At 67.5% G+C, this 26,746-nt stretch carries 18 protein-coding genes and 2 pseudogenes; 6 read left to right on the plus strand and 14 right to left on the minus strand.

Annotation, left to right across the window (positions count from 1 at the left end):
* The 10 genes and pseudogenes from ACIBBB_RS09900 to ACIBBB_RS09945 form a co-directional block, all read right to left on the minus strand.
* Window positions 1-651, minus strand: a pseudogene (locus tag ACIBBB_RS09900) (ribonuclease E/G); the annotation flags it as partial.
* A gap of 237 nt (window positions 652-888) precedes the next feature.
* On the minus strand, window positions 889-1,671 hold the full coding sequence (locus tag ACIBBB_RS09905) for a TIGR03936 family radical SAM-associated protein (protein ID WP_398980492.1): 783 nt from the start codon (window positions 1,669-1,671) through the stop codon (window positions 889-891).
* 133 nt (window positions 1,672-1,804) lie between these two features.
* Window positions 1,805-2,971 (minus strand): hypothetical protein, encoded by a 1,167-nt coding sequence (locus ACIBBB_RS09910; RefSeq protein WP_398980493.1) that lies wholly within the window; start codon window positions 2,969-2,971, stop codon window positions 1,805-1,807.
* A gap of 554 nt (window positions 2,972-3,525) precedes the next feature.
* Window positions 3,526-4,659, minus strand: coding sequence for an HTTM domain-containing protein (locus ACIBBB_RS09915; RefSeq protein WP_398980494.1), 1,134 nt, complete (start codon window positions 4,657-4,659; stop codon window positions 3,526-3,528).
* Window positions 4,649-5,239 carry a DUF5819 family protein gene (locus ACIBBB_RS09920; protein ID WP_398980495.1) on the minus strand — a complete coding sequence of 197 codons (591 nt, stop codon included), beginning with the start codon at window positions 5,237-5,239 and terminating at the stop codon, window positions 4,649-4,651. Before ACIBBB_RS09920 ends, ACIBBB_RS09915 begins: the two co-directional genes overlap by 11 nt.
* A 264-nt stretch (window positions 5,240-5,503) precedes the next feature.
* Window positions 5,504-6,844: an ice-binding family protein gene (locus ACIBBB_RS09925; RefSeq protein ID WP_398980496.1), complete on the minus strand. Its 1,341-nt coding sequence runs from the start codon at window positions 6,842-6,844 to the stop codon at window positions 5,504-5,506.
* Between the two features lie 472 nt (window positions 6,845-7,316).
* Window positions 7,317-7,616, minus strand: a pseudogene (locus ACIBBB_RS09930) (tyrosine-type recombinase/integrase); the annotation flags it as partial.
* A 205-nt stretch (window positions 7,617-7,821) separates the two neighbouring features.
* Complete coding sequence (locus tag ACIBBB_RS09935) at window positions 7,822-8,298, minus strand: Ig-like domain-containing protein (RefSeq protein ID WP_398980497.1); 477 nt, start codon at window positions 8,296-8,298, stop codon at window positions 7,822-7,824.
* Window positions 8,299-8,511: 213 nt separating this feature from the next.
* Window positions 8,512-9,528 (minus strand): IPT/TIG domain-containing protein, encoded by a 1,017-nt coding sequence (locus ACIBBB_RS09940; RefSeq protein ID WP_398980498.1) that lies wholly within the window; start codon window positions 9,526-9,528, stop codon window positions 8,512-8,514.
* Window positions 9,529-9,746: 218 nt separating this feature from the next.
* Complete coding sequence (locus ACIBBB_RS09945; RefSeq protein WP_398980499.1) at window positions 9,747-10,493, minus strand: IPT/TIG domain-containing protein; 747 nt, start codon at window positions 10,491-10,493, stop codon at window positions 9,747-9,749.
* A gap of 1,356 nt (window positions 10,494-11,849) precedes the next feature.
* On the opposite strand from ACIBBB_RS09945, the gene ACIBBB_RS09950 reads away from it, so the two are divergent.
* The 4 genes from ACIBBB_RS09950 to ACIBBB_RS09965 all read left to right on the plus strand — a co-directional run bounded on the left by ACIBBB_RS09950 (window position 11,850) and on the right by ACIBBB_RS09965 (window position 15,535).
* Window positions 11,850-12,185 (plus strand): ArsR/SmtB family transcription factor, encoded by a 336-nt coding sequence (locus ACIBBB_RS09950; protein WP_398980500.1) that lies wholly within the window; start codon window positions 11,850-11,852, stop codon window positions 12,183-12,185.
* Window positions 12,185-12,904, plus strand: coding sequence for a cation transporter (locus ACIBBB_RS09955; protein WP_398980501.1), 720 nt, complete (start codon window positions 12,185-12,187; stop codon window positions 12,902-12,904). The genes ACIBBB_RS09950 and ACIBBB_RS09955 overlap by 1 nt, the downstream gene beginning before the upstream one ends.
* Before the next feature lie 76 nt (window positions 12,905-12,980).
* Window positions 12,981-13,769: a sulfite exporter TauE/SafE family protein gene (locus ACIBBB_RS09960; RefSeq protein WP_398980502.1), complete on the plus strand. Its 789-nt coding sequence runs from the start codon at window positions 12,981-12,983 to the stop codon at window positions 13,767-13,769.
* A 266-nt stretch (window positions 13,770-14,035) separates the two neighbouring features.
* The gene (locus tag ACIBBB_RS09965; RefSeq protein ID WP_398980503.1) at window positions 14,036-15,535 is read left to right on the plus strand and encodes a PIN domain-containing protein; all 1,500 of its coding nucleotides are present in this window, start codon (window positions 14,036-14,038) and stop codon (window positions 15,533-15,535) included.
* 886 nt (window positions 15,536-16,421) lie between these two features.
* On the opposite strand, the gene ACIBBB_RS09970 is transcribed toward ACIBBB_RS09965, so the two are convergent.
* The gene (locus ACIBBB_RS09970) at window positions 16,422-18,227 is read right to left on the minus strand and encodes a hypothetical protein (protein ID WP_398980504.1); all 1,806 of its coding nucleotides are present in this window, start codon (window positions 18,225-18,227) and stop codon (window positions 16,422-16,424) included.
* A 762-nt stretch (window positions 18,228-18,989) separates the two neighbouring features.
* On the opposite strand from ACIBBB_RS09970, the gene ACIBBB_RS09975 reads away from it, so the two are divergent.
* Together ACIBBB_RS09975 and fxsT are read left to right on the plus strand one after the other, a co-directional pair.
* On the plus strand, window positions 18,990-19,406 hold the full coding sequence (locus tag ACIBBB_RS09975; protein WP_398980505.1) for a hypothetical protein: 417 nt from the start codon (window positions 18,990-18,992) through the stop codon (window positions 19,404-19,406).
* Window positions 19,403-21,688, plus strand: a complete 2,286-nt coding sequence (fxsT, locus tag ACIBBB_RS09980) for an FxSxx-COOH system tetratricopeptide repeat protein (protein WP_398980506.1) — start codon at window positions 19,403-19,405, stop codon at window positions 21,686-21,688. Before ACIBBB_RS09975 ends, fxsT begins: the two co-directional genes overlap by 4 nt.
* A gap of 153 nt (window positions 21,689-21,841) precedes the next feature.
* Here fxsT and ACIBBB_RS09985 read toward each other — a convergent pair whose 3' ends face one another.
* The 3 genes from ACIBBB_RS09985 to rodA form a co-directional block, all read right to left on the minus strand.
* Window positions 21,842-23,776, minus strand: a complete 1,935-nt coding sequence (locus tag ACIBBB_RS09985) for a TIGR03960 family B12-binding radical SAM protein (protein ID WP_398980507.1) — start codon at window positions 23,774-23,776, stop codon at window positions 21,842-21,844.
* 111 nt (window positions 23,777-23,887) lie between these two features.
* Entirely contained in the window at window positions 23,888-25,483 is a 1,596-nt protein-coding gene (locus tag ACIBBB_RS09990) for a CHAD domain-containing protein (protein WP_398980508.1), read from the minus strand.
* Window positions 25,484-25,544: 61 nt separating this feature from the next.
* Window positions 25,545-26,744, minus strand: coding sequence for a rod shape-determining protein RodA (gene rodA / locus ACIBBB_RS09995; protein WP_398980509.1), 1,200 nt, complete (start codon window positions 26,742-26,744; stop codon window positions 25,545-25,547).
* Between the last annotated feature and the right edge of the window lie 2 nt (window positions 26,745-26,746).

Consider the following 26,746-nt stretch of genomic DNA (forward strand, 5'->3'; position numbering starts at 1 on the left):
CTCGGCGACGGGCGCGGGCTCCGAGGCGGTCTCGGCCACAGGCGCGGGCTCGACGACCGGCTCGGGAGCCGTCTCGGCGGGAGCCGCGACCTTACGAGTCGCACGACGCCGGGCACGCGGCGGCGCGGGCTCCTCGGCGACGGCGACAGGCTCGGCGACGGCCTCCGCGGCGGCGGGCTCCACAACAGGTTCGATCACCGGCTCGGCGACCCTCTCCGCGGGGGCGGCGACCTTACGGGTCGCACGACGCCGGGCACGCGGCAGAGCGGGCTCCTCGGCCACCGGCTCGGCGACGGGCGCGGGCTCCGAGGCGGTCTCGGCCACAGGCGCGGGCTCGACGACCGGCTCGGGAGCCGTCTCGGCGGGAGCCGCGACCTTACGGGTCGCACGACGCCGGGCACGCGGCGGCGCGGCCTCGTCGGCGACGGCCTCGGCCCGGACCGCGTCCGTGCCGCTGTCGGCTCCGGCTGCCGTCGAGTCGTCCGGCACGTTCGCCGTGGCCTTCGCCCCCTCGGCGGCCTCGGCCGCCGCGGACGGCGGCCCCGCCGGACGCGACGCGGCGCGGCGCCTGCGGCGCGGCGGCAGCGTGTCGCTGGGGCTGTTCAGTTCTTCTTCGGTCTCCCGGGTCGTACCGGGTTCGTTCTGGGACATGCGGGCGGTTCTCCCGTCACGCTCCCGGGCGCCACGCCTGATCCGGTCCGGCCGCGGCCCGCGCTGAGGCGCGATTGCCGCCGTCCGGGGCGCGGGCGCCGCACAGGAGCTGTTATGTCTGGGTCGCCGGTTCCGTACGTACGCGTTGCACGCACGGCCTGGCGAAAGTCTTCGTGGTCAGCGCGCCGCCCGACCCAGGTGGCTCCCGAGTCCAAGGGCTGCGCTACAACAACCGTCCTAGGCGGAAACTGCACCTTCAGGCGCCTTCGCGGCGGCGGGTCCGGCGGCCGTGGATGGGCCTGCCGTGACTGCCTCGCGGTCGGGCGCGAGCGGGTCGGTCACCGTTCCGGACTCCTCGTCGAAGAGCCCCTGCGCCAGCCTGGTCACCGCTGCGGGGACCGGCGGCGCCAGGTCGGCCACAGCTCGGAGACCGGAAAGGACGTCGTCGGGTCGAACGGCGGGTGTCACGTGCCGAACAACCAGCCGCAGTATCGCACAGCGCTCGGCCCCCGGCCTATCGGCCTGTGGAGGAAGTGTCCGCAGGTCGACGACGGGCTCCCGGGCGTCGAAGGTCCGCAGGCCGTTCTTGGCACGCCGTTCGACCTCCACCACCTCGGCGGCCAGGAAGGCCGCCACCGCACGCTCCGCCTCTTCGTACTCCACCCCGTCGAGCCGCAGCTCCCACTCGGAGGCGGTGAGCCGGTCGGCGAGTCCCGAGGTACGGGCCTCGACGGCGTCGATGATGTCGAGCCCGGTGGGCAGCGACTCGTCGAGCAGTTCGCGCAGTGTGTGGGGGTCGCGCGGCGCCGCGAGGGCGATCTCCAGATATTCGGCCTCGCTGCCCGTGCCGGTGGGTGCGGCATTGGCGTAGGAGACCTTGGGGTGCGGGGTGAAGCCCGCCGAGTACGCCATGGGGACGTCGGCGCGGCGCAGGGCCCGCTCGAAGGCGCGCTGGAAATCGCGGTGGCTGGTGAACCGGAGGCGGCCACGCTTGGTGTAACGCAGTCGGATGCGCTGCACCGCCGGCGCGGGCGGGGGGCCTTCGGGCTGTCGCTTGCCCAGTGGTTCTTCTCCTCGGTGCGGGGTGCGCGCTGTGGCGCACACCCTCGGAAGACGCGCGGCCGACCGGGCGGTCGGCCCCGGAAAACCCGGCTCACACCTGCTTGCGCAGGGAGATCTCGGGTGCGGGTACCGCGCCGGGGACGGTTGTTGTACTTCCCAGCGTACGCGCCCCGTCCAGCGACGCCTCCACAGGCTCGGCCGGGCGCGGAGACCCGACCAGGGCGCGCCAGGCGTCGCGACGGGCCTGCCCGACCGTCTGCCCCACGGAGCGCAGCGCACTCCCGACCGCCCGGCCGGTCTCGACGGCTGCCTTCTTGGCCGGGGCCCAGACGTAGTCGCGCACCATGTGTCCGACCGGGGTGCAGAAGGCTCGGTAGAACCAGCTGACCGGCTGCCCCACCAGGACCCAGGCCAGCCATTTGAGCCCGCGGCCGATCGCGCGCGAGATCTGTCCGGCGATCCGCCAGGCGACGCCGATCGCGTCGGCGATCTCGCGGCCGACGGGAGCGAGGACCGCGCGGTAGAACCAGCCGACCGGGGTGATCAGCAGGAGGACGACGAGCCGGACGAGCGCCGTCCAGACGCCGACGGCGGCCAGCGCGATGCCCTTGCCGATGCCGGTGAGCAGCCAGACGATGCCGTGGCCGACGGGGGTGAGGACCTGCCGGTAGAGCCACACCACGGGCACCACCAGCCCGTAGTACACCACCGGCACCAGCACATACCGCCACAACGCCACCCACGGCCGGACGAACAGCGCCTTGCCCAGGAACACCAGCACGACGCCCAGCACCTGCCCGATCGGCGTGAGCAAGGTCTCGTACACCCAGGCGCAGACGAAGGCGATGCCATGGCCGACAGGGGTGAGGACCCTCTCGTACAGCCACACCACCGGCACCACGAACCCGTACCGCACCACGGGCACCACCACGTACCTCCACAGCGCCACCCACGGCCGGACGAACAGCGCCTTGCCGAGCCACACCAGCGCCACACCCAGGGCGCGTCCGACCGGAGCGAGCAACGTCTCGTACACCCACGAGCAGACCAGTCCGATCCCCCGCCCGACCGGCGACAGCACGGAGCGGTGGACCACCCTCGCGCCGGCGGCGAGCAGGTCCCAGACCACACGCACCGGGACGACGAGAACGAGCACGACGATCCGGACCGGAATCCGGATCGCCGTGGTCAGACAGCCCTCACCCGGCTCGAATCGTTCGGGTGTCCGCGGCCCGGCCGGCGTCTTGTCCAGATCCATGCCTCAGATGACGCGGTCGACGCCTGCCCGGATCCCCGATCGGCAGCCCAGGTCGCGTTCGTGCCCGATTCGAGACCGGGACCGGGGGACGGGGCACACCGGCGCGACGTGCCCGCTTCGGCCACCAAGATCGATAACAGGACAGTGGCCGAGAGCGGGGTGCCGAGCCGGGAGCGGCGCGGTTGATCAAGCGTCTGCCTCGCGTTGGACACATACCGCGCCGCGTCTGTCAGTTGTCGCACGCGAATCATCAGCGCACCGAAGCAAACCGCCCGAAAGTGGCTTTCCGCGATCACCAATTACCGGTTCCCGGACGAGGTGGCCTTCGTCCACCCCAACGCCAAGGGCCACCGGAACGCCGCCGATCACTCTCATCGGCACTGCGGAACGCCCTGAACATCAGCTGATCCGACAGCCGTAGACTCCCGGCCCCCCAGCGAGCCGCCTCCGGTCCGACAGCCGGAGGCAGCTCCGCCGCCCTACTGCCTCCGGCCTGGGAGCCCTTTCCATCGCCCGAGAGCGACCTCCCACCATCCGGGGTGGGAAGACGACTGTCACCGAACGCCCCGGCTGGGTGGGACGCGGGGCACGGCCCTGTCCCGGGAGTCGGCCGGCCCGTCGGCCCCGCCCTGCTGCGGCAGCAGGGCGGTGGGCGGCAGGCCCTCGGCCGCCTGTTTCGTGGGCTTCCCCAGCCCGGCGCGCCGGACGGCGCTTCGCACCACCCGCCCGCACAGGTACCGCAGTGCGAGGTAGAAGCGGTCGGGGAGGAAGACCAGGTCCGCGACGATCATCGCGCCGGAGAAGAGCGGCAGCCCCATCAGCACCGCGATCCCGATGTGCATGCCCAACAGCATGGTCAGAACCGGGTACTTGAGCCGCCCGAACAGGACGAAGGGGAACGCGACCTGGAGCAGCACCGTGGCGTATCCGGCGATGGCGAGCAGTACGGTCTGCTCGTCCGCGATCCGGGAGAGTTCCGGCCAGGGCCGGAAGAGTTCGAGGTTGAGTACGTAGTGGAGGGCGGTGCCGCTGCCCCACGTACCCCCCTGCACCTTGTAGAGGCCGGCCGATCCGTAGAGGAAGCAGACCTGGACGGCGATGACGATCAGTCCGCAGTTGTGCAGCACCGTGACCAACATGACCCGGGCGCCGCGGAGTTGATTGGTCGGCGCTGCCGTACGGCCGTCGCCCGCCGCGCCGTGCCGGGCCGCTCTGCGCGCGTCCAGGGACCAGCGTCGGCCGCAGGCGGTGAGTACGAGGTAGAAGGCCATCAGCAGGATGAGGTTGTCCCCGCCGTCCGTCATGAAGATCGACCGGGCGTGGAACGAGGCCACGACGAGGGCGAAGAAGACGGACACGGCGCGAGTCCGCCAGCCGAGCGCGAACAGCACGGAGACGACGACGGCCAGCGTGTAGCAGAGTTCGAAGTAGGTGCGGCTGTCGGAGAGGGCGAGCATGCTGGCCCAGCCGGTCTGGTCGTAGAGCTGTGCGGCCAGCTCCGGGGTCCAGGGCGAACCGGGCCCCCAGATCTCGTCGCGATGCGGAAACTCCCGGAGCAGGAAGCCCAGATAGAGCAGGCCGTAGCCGATGCGCAGCGCCGCCGTGGCGTACAGCGAGATCGGCCGTTCGGTCAGCAAGGCGTACAGACGCCTGCTCCGGTCGCGCACGGAGAGCTGTTCAGTTGCCATCGGAGGTCACCTTCCACCAGGGCAGGAGCCGGGTCTCGGGGGTCTTCGGCGAGCCCTGGGCCGCACGTCTACCGTCCGTCCCCGGGGCCGCGACAGGCAGGGTGACGACCCGGAGCTGGATGTACGCGGCTCCTTTGCCGAACCGGTCGGTCGTCCGGGCCACCGCGATGTTGCGCAGATACTTCCGCATCATCACGGCGCGTTCCGAACGCGATTCGTCACTCCCGCCGTGCAGTTCGAAGTACGACGTCCAGGCCCGGCGCAACTCGTTCTGCGCGGTGTGGCTGGGGAACGGGGTGTGCTCGACCGCCGCGTTGTCCACGGCTGTCAGGTCGAACCACTCGCTCACCTGGACCGTGCCGTCAGCGGCGGTGCGCGCCGTACGCGCGGAGATCTGCCGGTTGACGGAGTCCGGGTCAGGGGCGAAGAGCCGCCAGTTCTGCTCGAAGAGCGGATAGACCCACGCGTTGATCTGCCGGGCGTAGCGCTGTGAGACGGCATTGGACGGCGCGATGTGCAGGAATACCAGCACCGTGTGAGTCAGCACGGTCGCCAGGCAGAGGAATACGACGGTGCGCATTCCCGCCCTCAGTACGCGGGAAGTGGCCGGTACCCCGGCGGGGCCGGATTCCTTTGCTCCCGCCGAAACCGCTCTTTGAGCCGTATCAACCGCCCCAACAGCTTCAGCCGATTCCACCGAATCAATTCCACCCGGCACCGACATCCACCCCTGTCTTTTCCATATCAGCTACTCACACCCGGAGTCATCGCGGGTTTCTGTGGGGCGCCGCGCGGCGGAATCGCTGAGATTCCACCGCGCGGCGCGATTCTTGGGCAGGCTTCGTCAGACCAGGTGCTCGGGCTTGTCGCCGTAGCCGCCGTGCTCCGGGGGCTGCTTGTCGTGGTCGCCCTCGTCGTCGCCGTAGCCGTGGTCCGGCTTGCCCGGAGGCTTTCCGCCCTGGTCGCCACCGGTGTGACCGCCGTTGCCGCCACCGGTGTGACCGCCAGGCCCGCCCGTGTGACCGCCGGGCCCGCCCGTGTGACCGCCGGGCCCACCGGTGTGACCGCCAGGCCCACCGGTGTGACCGCCGTGCCCGCCGCCGGTGTTCCCGCCGGTGTTCCCGCCGGTGGTGTTGCCGGCCGTGTTGCCGGTCGTGTTGCCCGCGATGATCCCGCCCGGGGAGCCACCGGTGGTGGTGCCCGTGGAACCGCCCGTGGTGCCGCCGGTCAGAACGCCGCCGAGCACGCCACCCAGCACGCCGCCGGTGTTGGTGCCGGTCGTCGCGCCGCCGAGCACACCGCCGAGCACGCCGCCGAGCACGCTGCCCGTCGTTCCGGTGGTGGTGCCGGTCGTGGTTCCCGTGGTGGTACCGGTGGTCGTGCCGGTCGTGGTGCCCGTGGTCGTGCCGGTCGTGGTACCGGTGGTCGTCCCGGACGTGGTGGTGCCCGCGCAGGTGGAGCGGGTGATCCGGTTGGTGTCCAGGGTCACCGAGCCGTTGCGCGCCAGCGCACGCCCGTCGATGGACGCTCCGGTCGTGGCGCTGATCGAGGTCAGGGCCAGGATGTTGCCAATGAACGTGGAGTTGGTGCCCAGGGTGGCCGAACTGCCGACTTTCCAGAACACGTTGCACGCCGCCGCGCCGTTGATGAGCGCGACCCGGCTGGCGGAGGCCGTCGTCAGCCCGGAACCGACCTGGAAGACCCAGACGGCATTGGGGTCACCCTGCGCGTCGAGGGTGAGGGTGCCGGTCAGACCCAGCGTCGAGGGCGCGGTGTAGACACCGGGAACGAGCGTCAGACCGCCGGCGTCCGGCGGGAGCACCGCGTCCGTGGCCTGTCCGGCGGCGTTGTTGTACGCGGCCACGAGGTCGGACTTGGCTTGCAGGGCCACCGCGTCCGCGGAGTGCTGGACGCCGAGGACCAGGCCGGGCGGGAAGCCGCTGATGGCCGTTCCGGGGCTCACACCGATGTCACCGGTGATGACGGAGGGGCCGGTGTTGGTGATCGACTGACCGGCGAGAACAGCGAAGGCGTCGGCTGTGCCGAGGGGTACGGGTGTGGCGATGGCGAGCGCCTGGGTCGGCGTCATCGCGACCATCGCGGCGGCGACCGTGGCCGTGAGCGCGGCAGTGAGCCAGCCCGAAACGGATCGTCGTCGAACCACGCCAGGGATGTTGAGCTTCATCGAGACCATTTCTGTGGGGAGACGGGGGCCGGCCGGGCCCGCTACCGATCGCCCGGAAAGCCTTCATTCTGTCGGGGGCAGATTACGCATGAATTTCCCCGCCACGGCAATACACACAGAGGAGTCCTGATGGATTCTATTTTCAATATTTCGAGAAAATGTCGTAAATATTTCAACCCCACATGTCGAACAGTTCGGGTTCTTTCGACTATGCGGAATGGATTTCTTCGGCTAGTTCATTGAACCAAATGGGGCAGGTTGGACTCTTGGAAACCGTGTGACTCGTCGGTGTGGAAGTCTGGGGTGTGACACCGCTGGTCGTCATTCTGACGGCAATGTTGACGCTGACGAACGGGTCGGCAATGGGCGGATAGGGTGTCGCAGGGCGGCGCCCGCCCCTGCGCGCGACAAGTCCGGGGCCTCTCGCGTGGGGCCGAACGGCAACGAAGTACAGCAACCGCGCCAACCGCTGTCAGCCGGTACCGCCCATCCCGTCCGACAAGTCGCCGACCGCAGCGCGCACTTCCTCCTCGCTCGCCCCGGCGTAGACCTCCGTCGTCATGGCGATCTGCGAGTGCCGCAGGATGCGTTGAGCGATCTTCGGGTGCACCTTGAGCGCGACCAGGAGCGAGTTGCACGTGTGCCGGGTGTTCCCCGGCGGGATGACGCGAAGGCCGGCCCGACGGGCCCGCAAGGCGAACATGCGGGTCAGGTTCCCCGCCTCGATCGGGGTTCCGTACTTGGTCGTGAAGACCGGGCCGCGAGTGTCCTGTCAGAGGTCACCACGGCCGGCGGCCGCGTGCCATGGATGATCAGCCGGGCATTACGGTGGGACACGAAGACCTCCGGTGCGGTGCAGTTCTCGTAAGCTGCACCACACCGGAGGTCTTCGCCTCTGAGAAGAACTCGGCAACCGCCAACAACGCTCGTGAGTAGTACGCCTGGCGCAAGCTCCGCTGGTTCTGGGTCGGGTCCTGTTACTTGTAGATGTTGACGGTGTTCTTGATGTCACCGGTGGAGAAGTTGATCAGTCCGCCGCAGGCGAGGAGACAGAAGCCGGGGGGCGGACCGGGCGGCGTCGGGGCGGACGTGACCTGAACGGTCGTGGTGCTGCTGGAGGCGTCGCACTCCGCGCTGCCGTTGTACGCGGCGGTGATGGTGTGCGAGCCGACTGTGCTGAACGTGGTTGTGTGGCTGGCCTGCCCGTTGGCGTTCACGGGGACGGTGTCGAGCAGGACGTTGCCGTCGAAGAACGTCACGCCGAGCCCGCCGGTGACGTTGGCAGCACAGTCGACCAGGGCCGCCAGTTGCACCTGAGTGCCCACCTCGGCGGATTGCGGAGTGGCCGTCACCGTGGTGCTGGACCCTACGGCCCAGGCGGGCGAGGCCAGCCCCAGCACGGCTGCCAGGGCTGTGGCGACGACCAGTCTTCCTCTGCGTGGTGTGATTCTCACCGGATCGGCTCCCTGTTCTGTCGCCGGGCCCGCGGGTTGCGGGCGCCGTGCAGCCTCACGCTATGGCGATCCCTTTTGCCTTCCAGGGAGACGGCGCCCACAAGTAACCTGGTTGGATCATCAGCCTGAACCGGTCGTCGGGCAGCCGAGTGGGGAGCAGCACAAGGTGCTGTTCGAGGTGTGTGTGGCGGCTCCCTCCCCGGCGTCCGGGTGTCAGATGCCGGGCCCGGCGACCCTGGTGTAGGTCAGCCCCGGGCTGGTACCGCCCACCGTGGTCACAGTCACAGTGACCGGACCCGCGGGGCCTGCGGGGGCGACCGCCGTGATCTGGGTGTCCGACACGACGGTGAACGAGGCGGCCGTGCCCCCGAAGGTGACGGCCGAAGCGCCGGCCAGGTTCGTGCCGGTGAGGGTGACCACGGTGCCCGCGGACGTCGGACCGCTACTGGGCACCAGTGCCGTCAGGGTGGGTGTGGCGACATAGGTGAAGGCGACGGGGTTGCTCGTGCCGCCCGGAGTGATCACCGTGATCGGTGAACTGCCCGTACCCGGCGGGGCGGTGGCCGTGATCTGCGTCGCCGACACCACGGTGAAGGAGACGGCGTTGGTGCTGCCGAACCGTACGGTGCTGGCGTTGAGCAGGTTACTCCCGGTCAATGTGACCACCACGCCTCCGGCCGTCGGGCCCTGGGCCGGGGCGGCAGCGTTGAGGACGGGAGGCGCGGCGTAGAAAAAGAAGGCGTTCGGGGCGCTGGTGCCCCCCGGTGTCGTGACGGTCACCACGGCGGCGCCGGCACTTCCGGCAGGTGTCACGGCTGTGATCTGGGTGGCCGAGTTCACCATGAACGACGTCGCCGGGACACCGGCGAAGGTCACCGCTGTGGCTGCGGTAAATCCGGTTCCCGTGAGGGTGACACTCGTGCCGCCCGACGTCGGACCGTTGCTGGGCGCCACACCCGTGACCACCGGCACCTGTGCCACGACATAGGTGAACGTCACCGAGTTGCTGTTGCCGGTCGGATGGACGACGATCACCGCCGCCGCACCCGCGGCGCGGGGCGGGCTCACCGCCGTGATCTGAGTGTCGGAGATGAGGGTGAAGGAGGTGGCGTTGCTGCTGGCGAACCGTACGGCGGTGGACCCCGTCATCCCGGTGCCGGTGAGGGTGACGGTGGTGCCCCCGGTGGTGGGCCCTTGCGAGGGATTGATGGTATTGATCGTGGGCGGCATGAGGATGCTCCTATGGCAGCCTGGGCGAAGCCCGGGGTGACGCCGATGCCGGTCCGGGCACGGGGGAACCGCCGCGTCTGGGGCGTCGGCGGATGAGGGCCGTCCGCCCACTGACGATCTCGTGGTCGGACGGCGGAGAGGCGAGAACTACCGCTCGGGCAGCGGTAGTCAAGGCAAGCTGCCGCCCGGTGAAGACCGGGCGGCAGCTTGGTTGAGGGTCAGATGCCGGGAGGCGCGACGTAGGTGAACGCGCCGACGGCCGTGTCGGAGCCGGCCGGGTTGGTCACCTCCACGTCGACCGCGCCGGCGGTGCCGGGCGGCGTCACCGCCGAGACCGTGGTGGAGTTCACCACGGAGAACGGCGCGGGGTTGCCATCGAAGGTCACCGAGTCGGTGGTGCCGAGGTTGGTGCCGGTGATGGTCACACCGGTACCGCCGGACGTCGACCCGGAGGTCGGCGCGACAGTGGTCACGGTGGGGACGTCCACGTAGGTGTAGGACAGACCGTTGTTCGTCCCGCCCGCGGTGGTCACGCTCACTCCGACAGGGCCCGCCGCTGCGCCCGCCGGCACGGTGACTGTGAGCTGGGTGTCGGAGACGACCGTCGGCGCGGCGGTGTTGGCACCGAAAGACACACCGGTGGCCGTCGCCAGCCCAACACCGTTGATCGTGACCGTGTTGCCGCCCGCCAGGGGACCGGAGGTCGGCCCGAGCGAGGACTTGAACGGGGCTCCGACGTAGAAGAACGGAAGCGGGTTGCTCGTGCCGCCCGCGGTGGTCACGGTCACCCCGACGCTGCCGGTGCCCGAGGGCGACACGGCCGTGACCTGGGTGGGCGAGACGTTGGCGACGCCGGTGGCCGGCTTGGTGCCGAAGGTGACGGCGGTGGTGCCGGACAGGTTCGTACCGGTGATGGTCACCGGAGTGCCACCGCCGGTGGATCCTTGGTTCGGAGAGATGGGCATGGAGGGACTCCTCGCTGGACAGGACAGGGCCAGAGGACACAGCGGAACCGGGGGGCCACCGGGCCGACCTTCGCGGAAGACCCTCGCGGGAGGACGGACGGCTGAACCGTGCCGTCTGGGCAACGGAGTTCCCTCGTAGGCGCACAAAGGAAGAACCGGCAGACGCCGCCCTTTACCGTGATCCCCGGTTATGGGATGGGCGGCCCACCGGTTCGCTGTTTCAAGTACCCCACAGGGAGGTACCTCTGACAAGGTGTCAATCACGGCATTTGGATGGTTGAGCGCGCCACGGCGGGCGCCTGCGTACCACCGGCGTACGCCATCGATTTCCGCCTGACCGGCACAAACAGACCAGTCGGCACCGCGTCAGCGGCGCCGACTGGCGATCCAACCTCCTCGGGGTGCCCATCGTGATCCCGGAAGACCTACACCCTCCCCACGTGTGGAGGGGACAGCCCACCCTGGCACCACGCGCCCCGAGTGGTACGGGCTGCCCATTGGTTGGAATAGGTTCAGTAACGCAGGATCCCGGCATATGCCACAAGTCCCAGGTCAGCGCGTCACCCGATCGGAGTAGCGCCAAGGACGACACACAGCCGAGAGCAGGGCCGTCGGCCGCTCGTCGCGAGCCCGGGTCGCTACAGCGTCAGGGACGCCGGGGACGCCGCACCGACCCGGCCGCCCCGTGCAATGCGATTGGAGACGCCCTCAGACCCACTCAACCTCACTGGTGAACCGGGCCTTACTCGGGGCCTCTTCGGGCGGCCGGTAGCGGGGTCCGCCCCGCCGCTATCCGAGACCCAGGGCCGTTGTAGGCCGCTCGCTCCGATGCAGGCAGACGCTTCGCGCGTTTCGTTCCTCGCTGCCGACAGCGAGTGAACTCCCGTCTTCTGACTTTTGTCCCTCTGGAAGGTGGCACGTGTCGATGAGCGACTGACACCCACACCGACACAGGCCCCAGCTTGTTCGCGGGTTGCACTCACGCACGAGCAGGGCCCCAATCTGTTCCGCCCCAAGGAGCCGCGATGCTGAAATGCACCGCTGTCACTCTGCTACCACCCCCGGCCCAGATCGCCGAGCAAGCCACCCCCAAGCGCCCCGCCAACCCCGCCTATGTCGCCTGCGAACTTGGCGAGCCATGGCGAGGACCACGCGCAACTTCTGTGGACTGAGGATGATCGCGGCGGCGCATTCTGGGCCCTGTCAACTCGACTCGAAGGTCAAACGGGACGCAGGCGGCGCCAGGGAAAGCAGCGCGCAGGTGGCCGCGCCGACGATGGAGGTAGGTCACGAACGTGGAGGCCGGCGCGACGATTCATACTTTCATGAATTCAGCATTTTCTGTACTGTCGAGGCATGCTGACTGTTACCTCCGACATCGAGGTGCTGGCCCGTTTCGGCCGCGCGCTCGCCGACCCGATCCGCATCCGGGTCCTTCTCGCCCTGCGCCAGGCTCCCGCCTACCCCTCCGACCTCGCCGAGACTTTGGGGGTCTCCCGGACCCGGCTGTCGAACCACCTGGCCTGCCTGCGTGACTGCGGGCTGGTCGTAACGGTGCCAGACGGCCGACGCACGCGGTACGAGCTTGCCGACGAACGCCTCGGCCACGCACTGGATCACCTCTTGGCCGCGGTGGTCGCGGTCGAGTCGGACACGACCTGCCCAAATACCGCCGAGAAGGGCTGCTGCTGATGGCCTCCATATCCATCGGGCCGTCCCCGGCGCGCCGCGATGTCCTCGCCCGGCGCGTACGCCTGCTGGTGGCAGCGACGATCAGCTACAACGCCATTGAGGCCATCGTGGCTATCACCGCTGGCACCATCGCTTCATCGACGGCTCTGATCGGCTTCGGTCTCGACTCCGTGATTGAGGTCTCGTCGGCTACTGCGGTCGCCTGGCAGTTCTCCGCCCGCGACCACGCCGTGCGCGAGGCCCGGGAGAAGACCACGCTGCGGATCATTGCTGTCTCCTTCTTCGTGGTCGCCGCCTACGTGACGTTCGACGCCGTCGGCGCCCTGGTCGGCAGTAGCGAGGCCGACCGTTCCATCCCCGGTGTCGTCATCGCCGCCCTGTCGCTGGCGATCATGCCGTTCTTGTCGGCTGCCCAGCGCCGAGCGGGCCGCGAACTCGGCTCCGCCTCCGCAGTCGCGGACTCCAAGCAGACGCTGCTGTGCACCTACCTGTCGGCCGTCCTCCTGGCGGGGCTGGTCCTCAACGCCACCCTCGGCTGGTCCTGGGCCGACCCGATCGCTGCCCTGGTTATCGCCGCCATAGCGGTCAGGGAGGGCCGCGACGCCTGGCAGGGCAAGGGCTGCTGCGCGCCCACCACTCGCCCGGCTGCTGACATCAATACGGACACCCCGGCAGCCGATTCCTGTGGCTGCGATCCGGGCCGCTCCTGCGGTTCGTGAACATCGCGTTGCGCCCCGCCTCTGCGTCGCCCCATGCCGCTGATACTGGCCGGGCGATCGAGAAGCGAGGACGGGCGTGGAGTGGACACTATGGGCGGGGTTTGCCGCCGGTCTGCTGATCTCGACGGTGACCGCGCCGGTCGGCGTGTCCGGGGCAGTCTTCCTCCTCCCGGTTCAGCTCAGCGTCCTCGGCGTGCCCAGTCCCGCGGTCACGCCGACGAACCTGCTGTTCAACGTGGTTGCTGGGCCGGGTGCCCTGTGGCGCTACCGCCGCGACGGCGCCCTGCGCGGCTCCCTGGCCCGGCGCCTTGTCATGTGGACGCTGCCAGGCGTCGTCGCCGGCGCCGCCGTCCGCGTCTTCGCCCTCCCCGGCCCCGACATCTTCCGCACACTGGTCGCCGCCCTCCTGCTGCCGCTCGGAATCTGGCTGTGCCTGCGCACCCTGCATTCCGCCCGCCACCGGCCGCGCTCCGGGCCCTGCGAGCCGTCCCCAGCCGCACTCGCCATGCTTGCCCTGGTCGTCGGTGTGGTCGGCGGGATCTACGGAATCGGCGGCGGCTCCCTTCTCGGGCCCGTCCTCGCCGCACGCGGCATGCCCCTGGCCCGCATCGCACCGGCCACCCTCGCCGCTACCTTCACCACGTCAGTCGCCGGGGCCGCCGCATACGCGGTGCTGGCGACGGCGAGCACCGGACCCGTCGCGGCCGATTGGTGGCTTGGCCTGGCCTGCGGCGCCGGGGGACTCATCGGCGGCTACCTCGGCGCCCGCATCCAGCCCCACCTTCCCGAGACCGCGCTCCGTCTCCTGCTCGGCACCCTCGCCACCGCCCTCGGCACGCTCTACGCCGCCCAGGCCCTCACCTGAGCACTCTCGATGCCGACAAAATGGCTTGCCAACCGCACGAGCCCGGAAGCCCGACTGGCATCGACACGAGCCCCGCACATGATCCGCCCGGTGTCAGCCGGTGCCATCCCCTCTTCTTCAGACTTCGGCATGTCTCATGAGACATCTGCGACAGCCTGGAGGAGGCTCACGTCTGCGCCGGCCCCGCGCAGCGGTCAGTCCGTTACTCAATAGACGAACTTGTCCAATCTGTGCTCATGTGTGCGGCTGAGTGTCAATATTGGGAGATGATCGTCGTCCTCGATACCACAACGTTCTCCTCAGACTTCATGTGCTCGGGCACTGCTTGGCGCGTCCTGGCGCACGCTAGTGGGGCCTGGGGGCTTCAAATCTATGTCCCTGAGGTCGTCGTAGCAGAAACTATTGGCGGCTATGATCGCGAGATATCAAACGCGACACTCGCGGTTGACAAAGTGGTGACGAAATACGCTGGCCGACTGGGGTTGCGGCAGCATTTTGAAGATTTTCTCGGGACTTTGGAAACGCAGAGAAGCGAGTATCCTGAACAGCTTGCTCGGTTGATTTCTGATCTTAGCGGCGTTGTATTGTCTCCGCCTGACGTCTCGCACATGGAACTCGCGAAGCGGGCTGCCACGCGGCGCAAGCCATGTGACTATAAGGGTGATGGTTATCGAGACACGCTCAATTGGATTCTGGTCCTGAATCTTGCTCAGGAGAATCCAGAAGAATCAGTCTACTGGGTTACGGAGAACTCGACGGACTTCGCCGACGAGGAAAAAAGCGGGTTCCATCCCGACCTGATAGAGGACCTTGCGAGCATCTCGGCCACTGGCCGAGTTCACTGGGTGAGTGACCTTCCGAGTCTGCTGCTATCGCTTGCGGCATCGCGCTATGAAGAATCCGCTTTCGATCTCAGAAAGGTAAGGGACAGTCTTCAGCAGAGTGGCATCACTCAATTCATTGAAACTTCAGTACTCCCCAGCGCCGCGAAAAAGACTGTTTCGGCACGACGCTGCGGTCTTCCATTGGGTTCCGTGAAGCCGGGAATCCTGGCTGTAGAGGGTCTCAGAAACCTGGAGTTGGACGTTAAAGGCGTGGCCGAGAAGGATGGCGCCTTCGCCGAGTTCGCCTTCACTGCTGAAACCCTGATCGAATTGGACCTTGTTGAGGTCGACGTGGATCTGCCCGAAGGTCTGGAGTGGGCAGAAGGAGCGGAGCGTAACGCAACGGTCCTCAAAGAACTCAGATTCCGCGGCTTGATTCAGCTTGACGTGTATGGACGCCCCGTTAGTGGCGACGTGGTCAACGTGGATGCGTTGCACGACGATCCGGGCCTCCGGCAGTGGAGGAGGCAGCCGTCCGGACTGGCCTCGCTGCAAGCGAGTCTTGCGAAGCTGCAAAGCCGCACCATCATTGATCCCGGACTGCTTGAATTCATGCGGCCAAAGATCGACCCAAAGCTCTTCGGTCCGAGAACCCACCCGAAGATCTTCGGTCCGAAATTCGACCCCAAGATCTTTGGATCCAAGATTGACCCGAAGATATTCGGGCCGAAGATTGACCCGAAACTGCTTGAATTCATGCGCCCGAAAATCGACCCAAAGCTCTTTAAGGGGTTCCCTGCGGCAATAAATCCCATCGCGGGAATCCGGTGGCCCTCCGCTTTCGCGGCTGTCTCACAACTCGCTGACCTTGACGAGGGGGATAACAGTCTCGGTGAGGATGAAGTCGATGGGGTTGAGGATACGGGCGAGGGTGAGGACTAAGGGCTCCGGTGATCTGGCCTCCCGTGAGCGACTGTGAGACCACGGCGGCAGAGGAGTTGACGCTCTGTGCCCACACGGAGGCGCTCTCGGCGTGGTGACGTTGTCGCCCGAGCCCGGCGGGGCTGGATGCCGTTCGTTCGTCCCACTCGGTAAGGACTTGCGTCGCGCGGTTCATGGTGGCCCGGCTGACTTCCGCTTCGGGGCCTCTGGCGTGGGGCCGTACAGCAGCGAAATACAGCAACCACACCAACCGCTGTCTTTCAGCCGGTACCACGCCTTCGCGGCGTAGTCGTTCCGCGCTCACCTTAGGCCAAGCACCCTCGATCAAAGACAGCCGAGAGCAGGATCCGCAGCCGCTCGTGGCGAGTCCCAGGCTCCCTACACCGTCAGGGACGACACCCTGACCGCCTTGCCCCTTGCAAGGCGTTAGAAGCGCTCTCAGACCCACTCAACCTCGCTGGTGACCCTGGCCTCACTCGGGGCCGTTCGAGACCCTGGCAGCGGTGTCCACTCCTCCGCTCCCCGAGACCTGGAGCCGACGCGCAGCTCTCCTAGTGAAGCCACAATGGCCAGAGCTTCGGTCTCAGTAATCTCGCAGAGCGCACCAGCGATCCGCCCTGCTACTTCATCCGCTCTGCCCCCTGTTTCTACAGGTCAAGACCCGTTCTCGACCGTCAGCGGCAGCAGCTTCTTTCCGGTCGGGCCCGTTTGTGGCCATGTGTCGAATTGCGGGCAGAGAGCGGCGGACAAGCGTGGACGTCTGGGGACGCTCGTGTCAGTGGTGCCTTCGCGCCTCAGGCCGAGATCACGGCTATACAGTGGCCGGCCTCGGACCAGGCAGAACCGCGACAGCGCCGCCATAACACCCAGCGCAAGCGCCTTGATGCTAAGCGTCGTCGCCCTCTCGCCTCGTGATTTCGATGGTTCCCAGCGGCCAGGGTTCACCTGCCCTCCGCTTGGTCCAGCGTTCGACTCTCAAGCTTTTCTGACGCCGATTCCATAGGCATACAATCGCTGCCACAAATGACAGCAGGCCGAGGTACCCGATCCACGCACCCATTGCTTTCCGCGTGGCCAGCTCTTTAAGAGGCGCTGCAATGACACCCAAAATGCCCTCATTTGGGATATCTCTAGCAACACTCAGAGTTTCATCAACAGCAGGCAAGCCGAGAATAACCGTTGCGACCGCCGCTGTTGCGGCGAGAGCGTTGGCTCGCCTAGCAGAACTCTGAGAGTCGCCAGTAGCGACTAGCTGCTGCAATTGGTTCAAACTCTCAAGAGCGTGCGCATACAAGCGGTCTGCATGCCATTCCTTCAACAGCCGGTCGGTTATCTTCATGGCGGTTCCGTGAGTCAGTGGGGAATTTCGATACTCGCGGAGGCCGAATATCGCATCCTCTTGAAGTGTCTTGATATCCTTCAACTGCCCGCGACTCTGGACTACGCGCCAGTCAATCATGCGAATCTGCCAATACTGCAATAGGGCGCATTCGACAATCATGACGTGCTGCAAATGGTTCGCGTATTCCTCAGCGCCAGTAAATCCTGGCCACCGGATAGACACGGAGTTCGAGGAGCTCATGTAGATGGAATGGTCGATGTTCAGTGAAGAGTCTTCTGGCATCAAGTCGTCGATAGACGAGCCTCGCTGGCCATGCCGACTTTGATATCGGGTGACTAGCTCCCTGAGTTCACCTCGGTGCTGTGTTCTAAATTCCATCTCGGACGGACAGCAGGTTATCTCTTCCACAAAGACCGTCGGATGACAAATCCATTCACCGGGAAGATCCTTAATTGCAATGTTAGTAATCGAATCTATATACATAAGGCACAGATCCGCCACGGAGATCGGTTCCGCGTAAGACATACGACGCCACCGAGTACCGGCTCGAACCTCATCAATCCATTCGCCGGGCAGAGTGGACCACAGCTTGCGCGAGTTGAGCGTGGCTCTCAGTAGCGCTTCTGGATACTCGGCAGAAGAAATGATTTGGGCTCCGCTAAACTGAATTTCTGCAAGTTTCTTCGCACTAATTCTGTCCGGAAATCGGAGAGCGATGGTGATCTGTACCACGCCAGAGCGGTGCAGCAAGAGGGTGGCGTTAGCGTAGGTCGCCTCACTGAAGTCATCTTGTGCACGAACCTCCCCGTCACTCAACATTCGAAGCCGGACGGCGATATCCCTGAGGCGCAGTCTCAGATAAGGTTCCTCAGCTCGATATCCGGACCTGTAAATTTCGCCTTCGATTGCGTGCTGGATGGCATTGATTGCTTGCTCGTCAGCTACGCTCGATGCAATAAAATCGGCATTTTCTTGCATTTGCGACAAGAATGAGGGGAAGTCGATCGGCTCTGCATCGCTTGTGCGCCGAGACGGCGAGAAGATCCTTGGCAGTATCCGGAGAGCACGCAACGGATTCCTCAAAGCCCACGATCTCATTCCTCCACTGTCGACAGCGGAAGCGAGTTCTCGCAAAGCGTCGATTTCGCGAAGGAGTTTGACCAGGTTTGAATAACGTGGTGAGACTCTCACTTCAGGGCTAGCGGGCGATCCAACCATCTCAGCGATTTCGGCCTTCAGGAGTCGGTTCGCGGCGGCGTGAATACCGACACGGCTGGCACCGCCCATCGTGAAGGTGAAATACGCAATGCTGCTGTCTATAGTAGCGACGTGAGATCCCTGAGAGGACACTATTCTTCTCCTTCGTGCGGGACTAGCGCGTGCGGCGATTACTCAAAATAGATTTTCGGGTCCTGGGCAAGACTCGCCTCTCCCCCTGACCTGCCGCTACAACCTCGCCGCCGCTTATGAAGCTGCCGATCTTGTAAGGCAACGGGATACCCAGCGGCCCCCAGTGATCACGCTCCGCCTGCAGCCTCCCCATATCTTCCAGCACAACCGGTAGGACCGACCAGGCCCTCTCCACCAAAGGCAACGCGCGGCCAAGCAGGATCCCCGGCCACGCGTTGCGAGCCCCAAGTCGCGCCTACGCTCGGTCAGTTACGCCACACGGCCCAACCACCCCTGTAAGGCGATTGCAGGCGCTCTCAATCTTGCTGGTGATCCTGGCCTCATGCGGGGCAGTTCGAACCGCTGGCAGCGGGGTCCGCCCCTCCATCCTTCGAGCCCCAGGGCCACCTCGCGGGACCCGAGCGAAGCCAGATTCTCGACCTCAGTAGTCGCTGAGAGCGCACCAGTGATCCGCCCTACCGCTTCAGGAGCCCTTCTTGACCGTCAGTGGCAGCATCTTCTTGCCGATCGGGCCTGTTTGTGGCCATTTGTCGACCTGCGGGCAGAGAGCGGCGGACCAGCGCAGACGTCTGCACGCTTGTGCCAGTGGCGCCTCCGCACCTCACGCCGAAATCTGCGCAAAGCAGGCGCTGAGTGGTTCAGGACTCCTTACGCTGGTGCTCTTAGGTTCGTTGTCTGTTACGGGAGACGGGGGTTGGCGGTATGGAGGTTGTGCAGTGGGTGGCTCAGGCGGGGCCGGCGGTGTCGGCAGCGGCGGGCGCGTACGGGGTCGCAGTGCTGACGCGCGCGCAGGACGCGGCTGCTGACGCCACGGTGTCCATGGGACAGCGGATCATTCAGACGGTCTGGCGCCGGGGGGATGAGAGCGAACAGGCCGAGTTGGAACGGGCGATCTCGGAGCACGCCGAGGACCCGGATGACCCGGACACGGCGGCCAGCCTGCGGGCGGCGCTGAAGCGAGCCCTGCGAGACGACGCCGAACTGCGGCAAGAACTGGCCGAGTTGTTCCCGTCGCCGGGCGCTTGGACGGTGAATGTCACAGCGTCCGGGGAACGGTCGATCGCGGCGCAGCACATCGGAACCGCGATCACCGGTGACGGGCACAACCCACTCCCATGACAGCCCAGGAACACCCGGCCACTTGGAACAGCGCGTCCGGGGAGCGGTCGATCGCCGCTGGGTTCATCCAGGCTGCTATCACGGGTGATGTGCTGCCCGCTGAATCTCTGTACACGCCCAAGCGGGTGGAGGCAGCACCAGGCACGTCGAACCTTCCCGAGCCGGGCCTCTGTTTGGGGCGTGGGGAGGAGTTGGCCGAGCTGCGCCGGATGCTGGCGGGCCAGGGCGAGGGAGCGATCACACAGAGCGGTGCGGTGCACGGGCTGGGCGGGATCGGCAAGACCACACTCGCCACGCACTACGCCCACCACTACCTGCGCCTGGGCGACTACCGGCTCGTCTGGTGGATCAACGCCGTGTCGCCGGACACCATCGAACAGTCCCTTGCCTCGCTGACGCACCGTCTTGTCCCCGACTGGGCAGGAGGGGCGAGCGGGCCGCCGGCGGTGGCGTGGGCGATGCAGTGGCTGGCCTGGCACCCCAACTGGCTGCTGGTCTACGACAACGTCGAAGACCCGCAGGACCTGACCCCCTACACCGGAGCCCTGCGAGGTGGTCATCATCTGGCGACCAGCCGCCGCACAGCGGGCTGGCCAGACAACGCACCCACCCTGACCCTGGGCAACCTCAACCCCGGTGACGCTACCGATCTGCTCTGCCGCCTCGCGTTCAAAGGCCGTGAAGCAACGACGAGGGAGCGGGCGGACGCGGCAGCACTGGTCGCGGAACTCGGCTACCTGCCACTGGCGTTGAAACAGGCCAGCGCCTATCTCGCGAGAAACCGCGGCATCACCATCGACTCCTACCTCCGCCGCCTGCCCAGCAAGCTGGACAAAACCGCGCCCGGGGTCGGCGCCGAGCGCACCATCGCCCGCGTCTGGCAACTGACCCTGCACGCCCTGGAGAGGGAAGACCAACTGGCGGTGGCCGTTCTGCACACGGCCGCGTGGCTGTCCCCCGAAGGCATCCCCCACACCCTGCTCACCCCGCCCGGCACCGACCCCGACGACATCGCCGAAGCCATCGGAACCCTCGCCTCCTACAGCATGGTCACCGACACCGGCACCACCATGTCCGTCCACCGCCTCGTCCAGGCGGTCCTACGCACCCCCCGCACCAACCCGACGGCCGAACAGACAGGACGCACCTCAGCGGAACAGGCCGTCCTCCACGCGCTCACCCCACCCGCCGACCAGGACGAGGCAACCGACAGCCAATGGGACACCTTCACCCCCCACCTGATCGCCCTCGCCGTCGCCACTCCACCTGACTACCACGACGACACCCCCCTCACCGACGCGTACAACACCGCCACCGAGCATCTCCATCGACACGGTCACATCGTCCGCGCTCTCCCGCTCGTTGAAGCAACTCTTGCCCAGCGCGAGCGGGCCCTCGGCAACGTCCACCCCGACACTCTGTCCAGCCGCAACGACCTCGCATACATCTACCAGGAGGCAGGGGAGCTGGACCAAGCGATCCTGCTCTTCGAGGCAGCCCTCACCGAAAGTGAGCGGGTCCTGGGCGACACCCACCCCGGCACCCTGATCACCCGCAACAACCTCGCCGGCGCCTACCAGACCGCAGGGGACCTGAACCGAGCCATCCCCCTCTACGAGGCAACCCTCACCCAATTCGAGCGGGTCCTGGGCGACACCCACCCCGACACCCTGGCCAGCCGCAACAACCTCGCCAGCGCCTACCAGACCGCAGGGGACCTGAACCGAGCCATCCCCCTCTACGAGGCAACCCTCACCCAGCGCAAGCAGATCTTCGGCGACACCCACCCCCACACCCTGGCCAGCCGCAACAACCTCGCCAGCGCCTACCAGACCGCAGGGGACCTGAACCGAGCCATCCCCCTCTACGAGGCAACCCTCACCGAAAGTGAGCGGGTCCTGGGCCACACCCACCCCGACACCCTGATCACCCGCAACAACCTCGCCAGCGCCTACCAGACCGCAGGGGACCTGAACCGCGCCATCCCCCTCTGCGAGGCAACCCTCACCCAGCGCGAGCAGATCCTCGGCGACACCCACCCCTCGACCTTGACCAGCCGCAACAACCTCGCCAGCGCCTATAGGAGTGCAGGGGATCTGGACCGAGCCATCGCTCTCTACGAGGCAACCCTCACCCAGCGCGAGCAGATCCTCGGCGACACCCACCCCGACACCCTGATCACCCGCAACAACCTCGCTCGAGCGTATGGAGCTTCGCCCTCAGAGCCACTCAACCTCACTGGTGACGCTGACGTCGCTGGGGACGATTCGAACCGCTGGTAGCGGGGTCCGCCCTTCCGCTCGCCGAGGCCCAAGGCCCACGCGCCGCACCCCGAGCGACGCCAAAATCTCCAAGGCTTCAGTCTCAGAAGTCGCTGAGAGCGCACCAGCGATCCGCCCTACCGCCTCATCCGGTCCGCCCCATGTCTCCACAGGTCAAGAGCCGTTCTTGACCGTCAACGGCAGCAGCTTCTTGCCCGTCGGGCCGATCTGGATGTCGAGGTCGAGCTGCGGGCACACCCCGCAGTCGAAGCACGGCGTCCAGCGGCAGTCCTCGACCTCGGTCTCGTCGAGCGCGTCCTGCCAGTCCTCCCAGAGCCAGTCCTTGTCGAGACCGGAGTCCAGGTGGTCCCAGGGCAGGACCTCCTCGTACGTGCGCTCGCGGGTGGTGTACCAGTCGACGTCCAGGCCGAACCCGGGCAGCGTCTTCGCGGCGCTCGCCATCCAGCGGTCGTAGCTGAAGTGCTCGCGCCAGCCGTCGAACCGGCCGCCGTCCTCGTAGACCGCGCGGATGACCGCGCCCACCCGGCGGTCGCCGCGCGACAGCAGGCCCTCGACGATGCCCGGCTTGCCGTCGTGGTACCGGAAGCCGATCGAGCGGCCGTACTTCTTGTCCGCGCGGATCTTGTCGCGGAGCTTCAGCAGCCGCTCGTCGGTCTCCTCGACGCTCAGCTGCGGCGCCCACTGGAACGGGGTGTGCGGCTTGGGCACGAACCCGCCGATGGAGACGGTGCAGCGGATGTCGTTCTGGCCGGAGACCTTGCGGCCCTCGGCGATGACCTTGACCGCCATGTCGCCGATCTGCAGGACGTCCTCGTCGGTCTCCGTCGGCAGTCCGCACATGAAGTAGAGCTTCACCTGGCGCCAGCCGTTGCCGTACGCGGTGGAGACGGTACGGATCAGGTCCTCCTCCGAGACCATCTTGTTGATGACCTTGCGCAGCCGCTCGGAGCCGCCCTCGGGGGCGAAGGTGAGGCCGGAGCGGCGACCGTTGCGGGTGAGTTCGTTGGCGAGGTCGACGTTGAAGGCGTCCACGCGGGTGGACGGGAGGGAGAGGCCGATCTTCTCCTCCTCGTACCGGTCGGCGAGGCCCTTGGCGACGTCCGCGATCTCGCTGTGGTCGGCGGAGGAGAGCGACAGCAGGCCGACCTCCTCGAAGCCCGTCGCCTTGAGGCCCTTCTCGACCATCTCTCCGATGCCGGTGATGCTGCGCTCCCGGACGGGCCGAGTGATCATGCCGGCCTGGCAGAAGCGGCAGCCGCGCGTACAGCCGCGGAAGATCTCGACGGACATGCGCTCGTGCACGGTCTCGGCCAGCGGCACCAGGGGCTGCTTCGGGTACGGCCACTCGTCCAGGTCCATGACGGTGTGCTTGGAGACCCGCCACGGGACTCCGGACCTGTTGGGGACGGTACGGGCGATACGGCCGTCCGGCAGGTACTCGACGTCGTAGAAGCCGGGGACGTACACCCCGCCGGTCTTCGCGAGCCGCAGCAGCAGTTCCTCACGGCCTCCGGTCCGGCCCTCGGCCTTCCAGGCCCGGATGATCTCGGTGATCTGCAGGACGGCCTGCTCGCCGTCGCCGATGACGGCGCAGTCGATGAACTCGGCGATCGGCTCGGGGTTGAACGCCGCGTGGCCGCCCGCGAGCACGATCGGGTGGTCGACGGTACGGTCCGCCGCGTTGAGCGGGATCCCGGCCAGGTCGAGCGCCGTGAGCATGTTGGTGTAGCCGAGCTCGGTGGAGAAGGAGAGCCCGAACACGTCGAAGGCGGAGACGGGGCGGTGCGCGTCCACGGTGAACTGCGGGACCCGGTGCTCACGCATCAGCGCTTCGAGGTCGGGCCAGACGCTGTACGTGCGCTCCGCGAGGACACCCTCGCGTTCGTTGAGCACCTCGTACAGGATCATGACGCCCTGGTTGGGCAGTCCGACCTCGTACGCGTCGGGGTACATCAGCGCCCAGCGGACGTCGCACTCGTCCCAGTCCTTGACGGTGGAGTTGAGTTCACCGCCGACGTATTGGATCGGCTTCTGCACATGCGGGAGCAGAGCTTCGAGCTGTGGGAAGACCGATTCAACAGCAGACATCACGGCGACTTTCGTGGGCTGACGGGGTGACCATTCAGGCTACCCCGAGCGCCACCCGCCCCTCACCGCGCGAGCGGGAACGCCCGCCCGGCCCGAGAGCCCGCCCCGCGCTCAGCCCGTCAGTGCCGTCCGCAGTTTCCGCTTCGCCGACTCGCGCCAGATCTGCGGCAGTTCCCGCTCCCGGTCGGCCGCCCGTGCCTCCTCCTCGCCGTACAGCAGTCCCCAGGTGAAGGCGGACTCCCCGGCCGCGTGGGCCTGGATCGCGAGGTCGCGCAGCGCGTCGCGGGCCACCACGCTGTCCTGGTGGTCGCCGAGCACGGACTGCACGGCCTTCATCCGCTTGGCGAAGCGCTTCGCGGGCTTCCCGAGGGCCGGCTTCGCCGCGTCGGCGGCGTAACGGGCCCGCTTCGCGGCCTTGCGGGCGTCGTGCAGCGCCAGGTCACGCTCCTCCCCGGGCGCGAGCCCCAGCGCGTGCTCGACGCGCCCCGCGAGGCGCTCGTAGTCCTTGAGGATCGCGCGGGGCAGCACCTTGGCCGGTTTCCGGTCGGCGCCGTCCAGCAGAGGCGGGTCGGCGAGCAGGGCCTCCACGGAGTCCAGCAGGCGCAGATAGCGCACGCTGTCGAGTACGCCGAGGGTCCTGGCCCGTGCGTCGGTGCGACCCGCGGTGTCCCAGATCCGGAGCCGGGCGTGCACGGGCCCGAGCAGCAGGGTCGTGTCGTGGGCGTCCACGCGTTCGGTGAGCCGCTCGGCGAGGACTTCCTGGTCCCGGTCGACGCCCAGCTCCCCGGCGAGCCACTTCAGCTCGGCTGCGATGGGCCGGGTGGCGTCCCGGTCGAGCACCTTCTTGTACGTACGGAAAGCGGACCGCATCCGGCGGGTGGCCACCCGCAGCTGGTGCACGGAGTCCGGCAGGTCGCGGCGGACGGCGGGGTCGTACGAGACGATCGCGTCGGCCTGCTCGCGCAGATAGGCGAGCACGTGGTCCCCGGCGGTGACCGGCGCGCGCCCGGTCTCCCGGGCGGGCTTCCCCGGCCTCATGCCCGTCTTCCCCGGGGGCGCGCTCTCGGCGGGCGCCGTGTCGGCGAGGGCCCTGGCGAGCTTCGACTTCGCCGACGCCGGACGCACTCCCGCCTTGCGGAACACCTTCTCCACGGCGTCGAGCAGCGCCGGGTCGCCGTCGTCGGCCAGCTCGACCTCGACCTCGGTCCAGTCGGCGGCACCGCCCCCGGCGAGCAGGCGTTCGGCGCGGACGGTGTCCACGGCCACCTCGGCGAGCGTCCGGCCGGCCTCGTCGACCAGCAGGCTGATGTCGCGCGAGGTCCGCAGCCGTACGACGGGGGCCAGCTCGGCGCCGCGGACCCGCGAGCGCACCAGCGCGGCGAGCTCGTCGGGGAGGGTGTCGGAGAGCGGGGCCCGGAGCTCGTCGCGGACGCCGTCGCCGACGGGGAACTTCAGATGCCAGCCCTCGTCCGCGCCGCCGGTGCGGCGGCGGAGGGTGAGGGTGTCGGCGATCAGCCGCAGGTCAGGGGTGTCGTAGTAGACGGCGTCCAGCTCGGTGACGCCCCGCGCGGTGACGGCGGAGACGGTCGGCACCTTGGTGAGATCCGGCAGGAGCGAACGGCCACGTGGCTGCGAGCCGCTGCCGCCGGCCTCCGGCGACTCCGGGAGTTCGTACTTACGCTCGATCTCTCGCTTTGTGTCCACCATCCTCACAAACGTAGTCGCAGGGGCCGCCGAGTGGCAGCCCCTGCGACACCGACCCGCCGGATCACGCCGTTATCGGCCGCTGGACCCTGATCGACTCAAGCAGGCCGACGGCGATCCAGACCGCGAACATCGACGTGCCTCCGTATGACACGAACGGCAGCGGCAGACCCGCCACAGGCATGATCCCGAGCGTCATCCCGACGTTCTCGAAGGACTGGAAGGCGAACCAGGCGATGATCCCGGCGGCCACGACCGTCCCGTACAGCTCGGTCGTCTCCCGGGCGATCCGGCAGGCGCGCCACAGCACCACACCGAGCAGCAGGAGGATCAGCCCGGCGCCGACGAAGCCCAGTTCCTCGCCGGCGACGGTGAAGACGAAGTCGGTCTGCTGCTCGGGGACGAACTGCCCGGTGGTCTGGGACCCCTTGAAGAGCCCGGTGCCGGTGAGGCCGCCCGAACCGATCGCGATCCGCGCCTGGTTGGTGTTGTAGCCGACGCCCGCCGGGTCGAGCTCGGGGTTGGCGAAGGCGGCGAAGCGGTTGATCTGGTACTCGTCGAGCACGCCGAGTGCCGCGACCGCGACGGCGCCCGCGACACCGGCGCCGACGAGCCCGAAGATCCACCGGTTGGACGCCCCGGAGGCGAGCAGGACGCCGAGCACTATCACCGCCATGACCATGACCGATCCGAGGTCCGGCATCATCATGACGATCACGATCGGGACGACCGCGAGCCCGAGGGACTTGGCGACCGTCCGATGGTCCGGATGGACCTGATCACCCGCGTCGACTCTGGCCGCGAGCATCATCGCCATGCCCAGGATGATCGTGATCTTCACGAATTCCGAGGGCTGGAGGGTGAAGCCGCCGCCGAGCACGATCCAGGCGTGCGCGCCGTTGATGGTGGCGCCGAGCGGGGTGAGGACCAGGAGCACGAGTACGACGGAGATGCCGTAGAGCACCGGCACCGCGCCGCGCAGGGTGCGGTGGCCGAGCCAGATCGTGCCGATCATCAGGGCCAGCCCGATACCGGTGTTCAGTATGTGGCGGAAGAAGAAGTGGTACGGGTCGCCCGTGTTGAGGTCCGTACGGTTGCGGGTCGCCGACCAGACGAGCAGCGACCCGACCGCCGAGAGCGCGAGCGCGGAGAACAGCAGCGGCCAGTCCAGCCTGCGCGCCAGGGAGTCGCGGGCCGCGAGCGTGGCCCACAGCCCGCGCTCGGGACCGTATCCGGAGACGGAGAAGCCGCTCGTGCCGGCCATGC

Origin of the sequence: Streptomyces sp. NPDC051217, from assembly GCF_044455465.1 — a bacterium.
Lineage (GTDB): Bacteria > Actinomycetota > Actinomycetes > Streptomycetales > Streptomycetaceae > Streptomyces.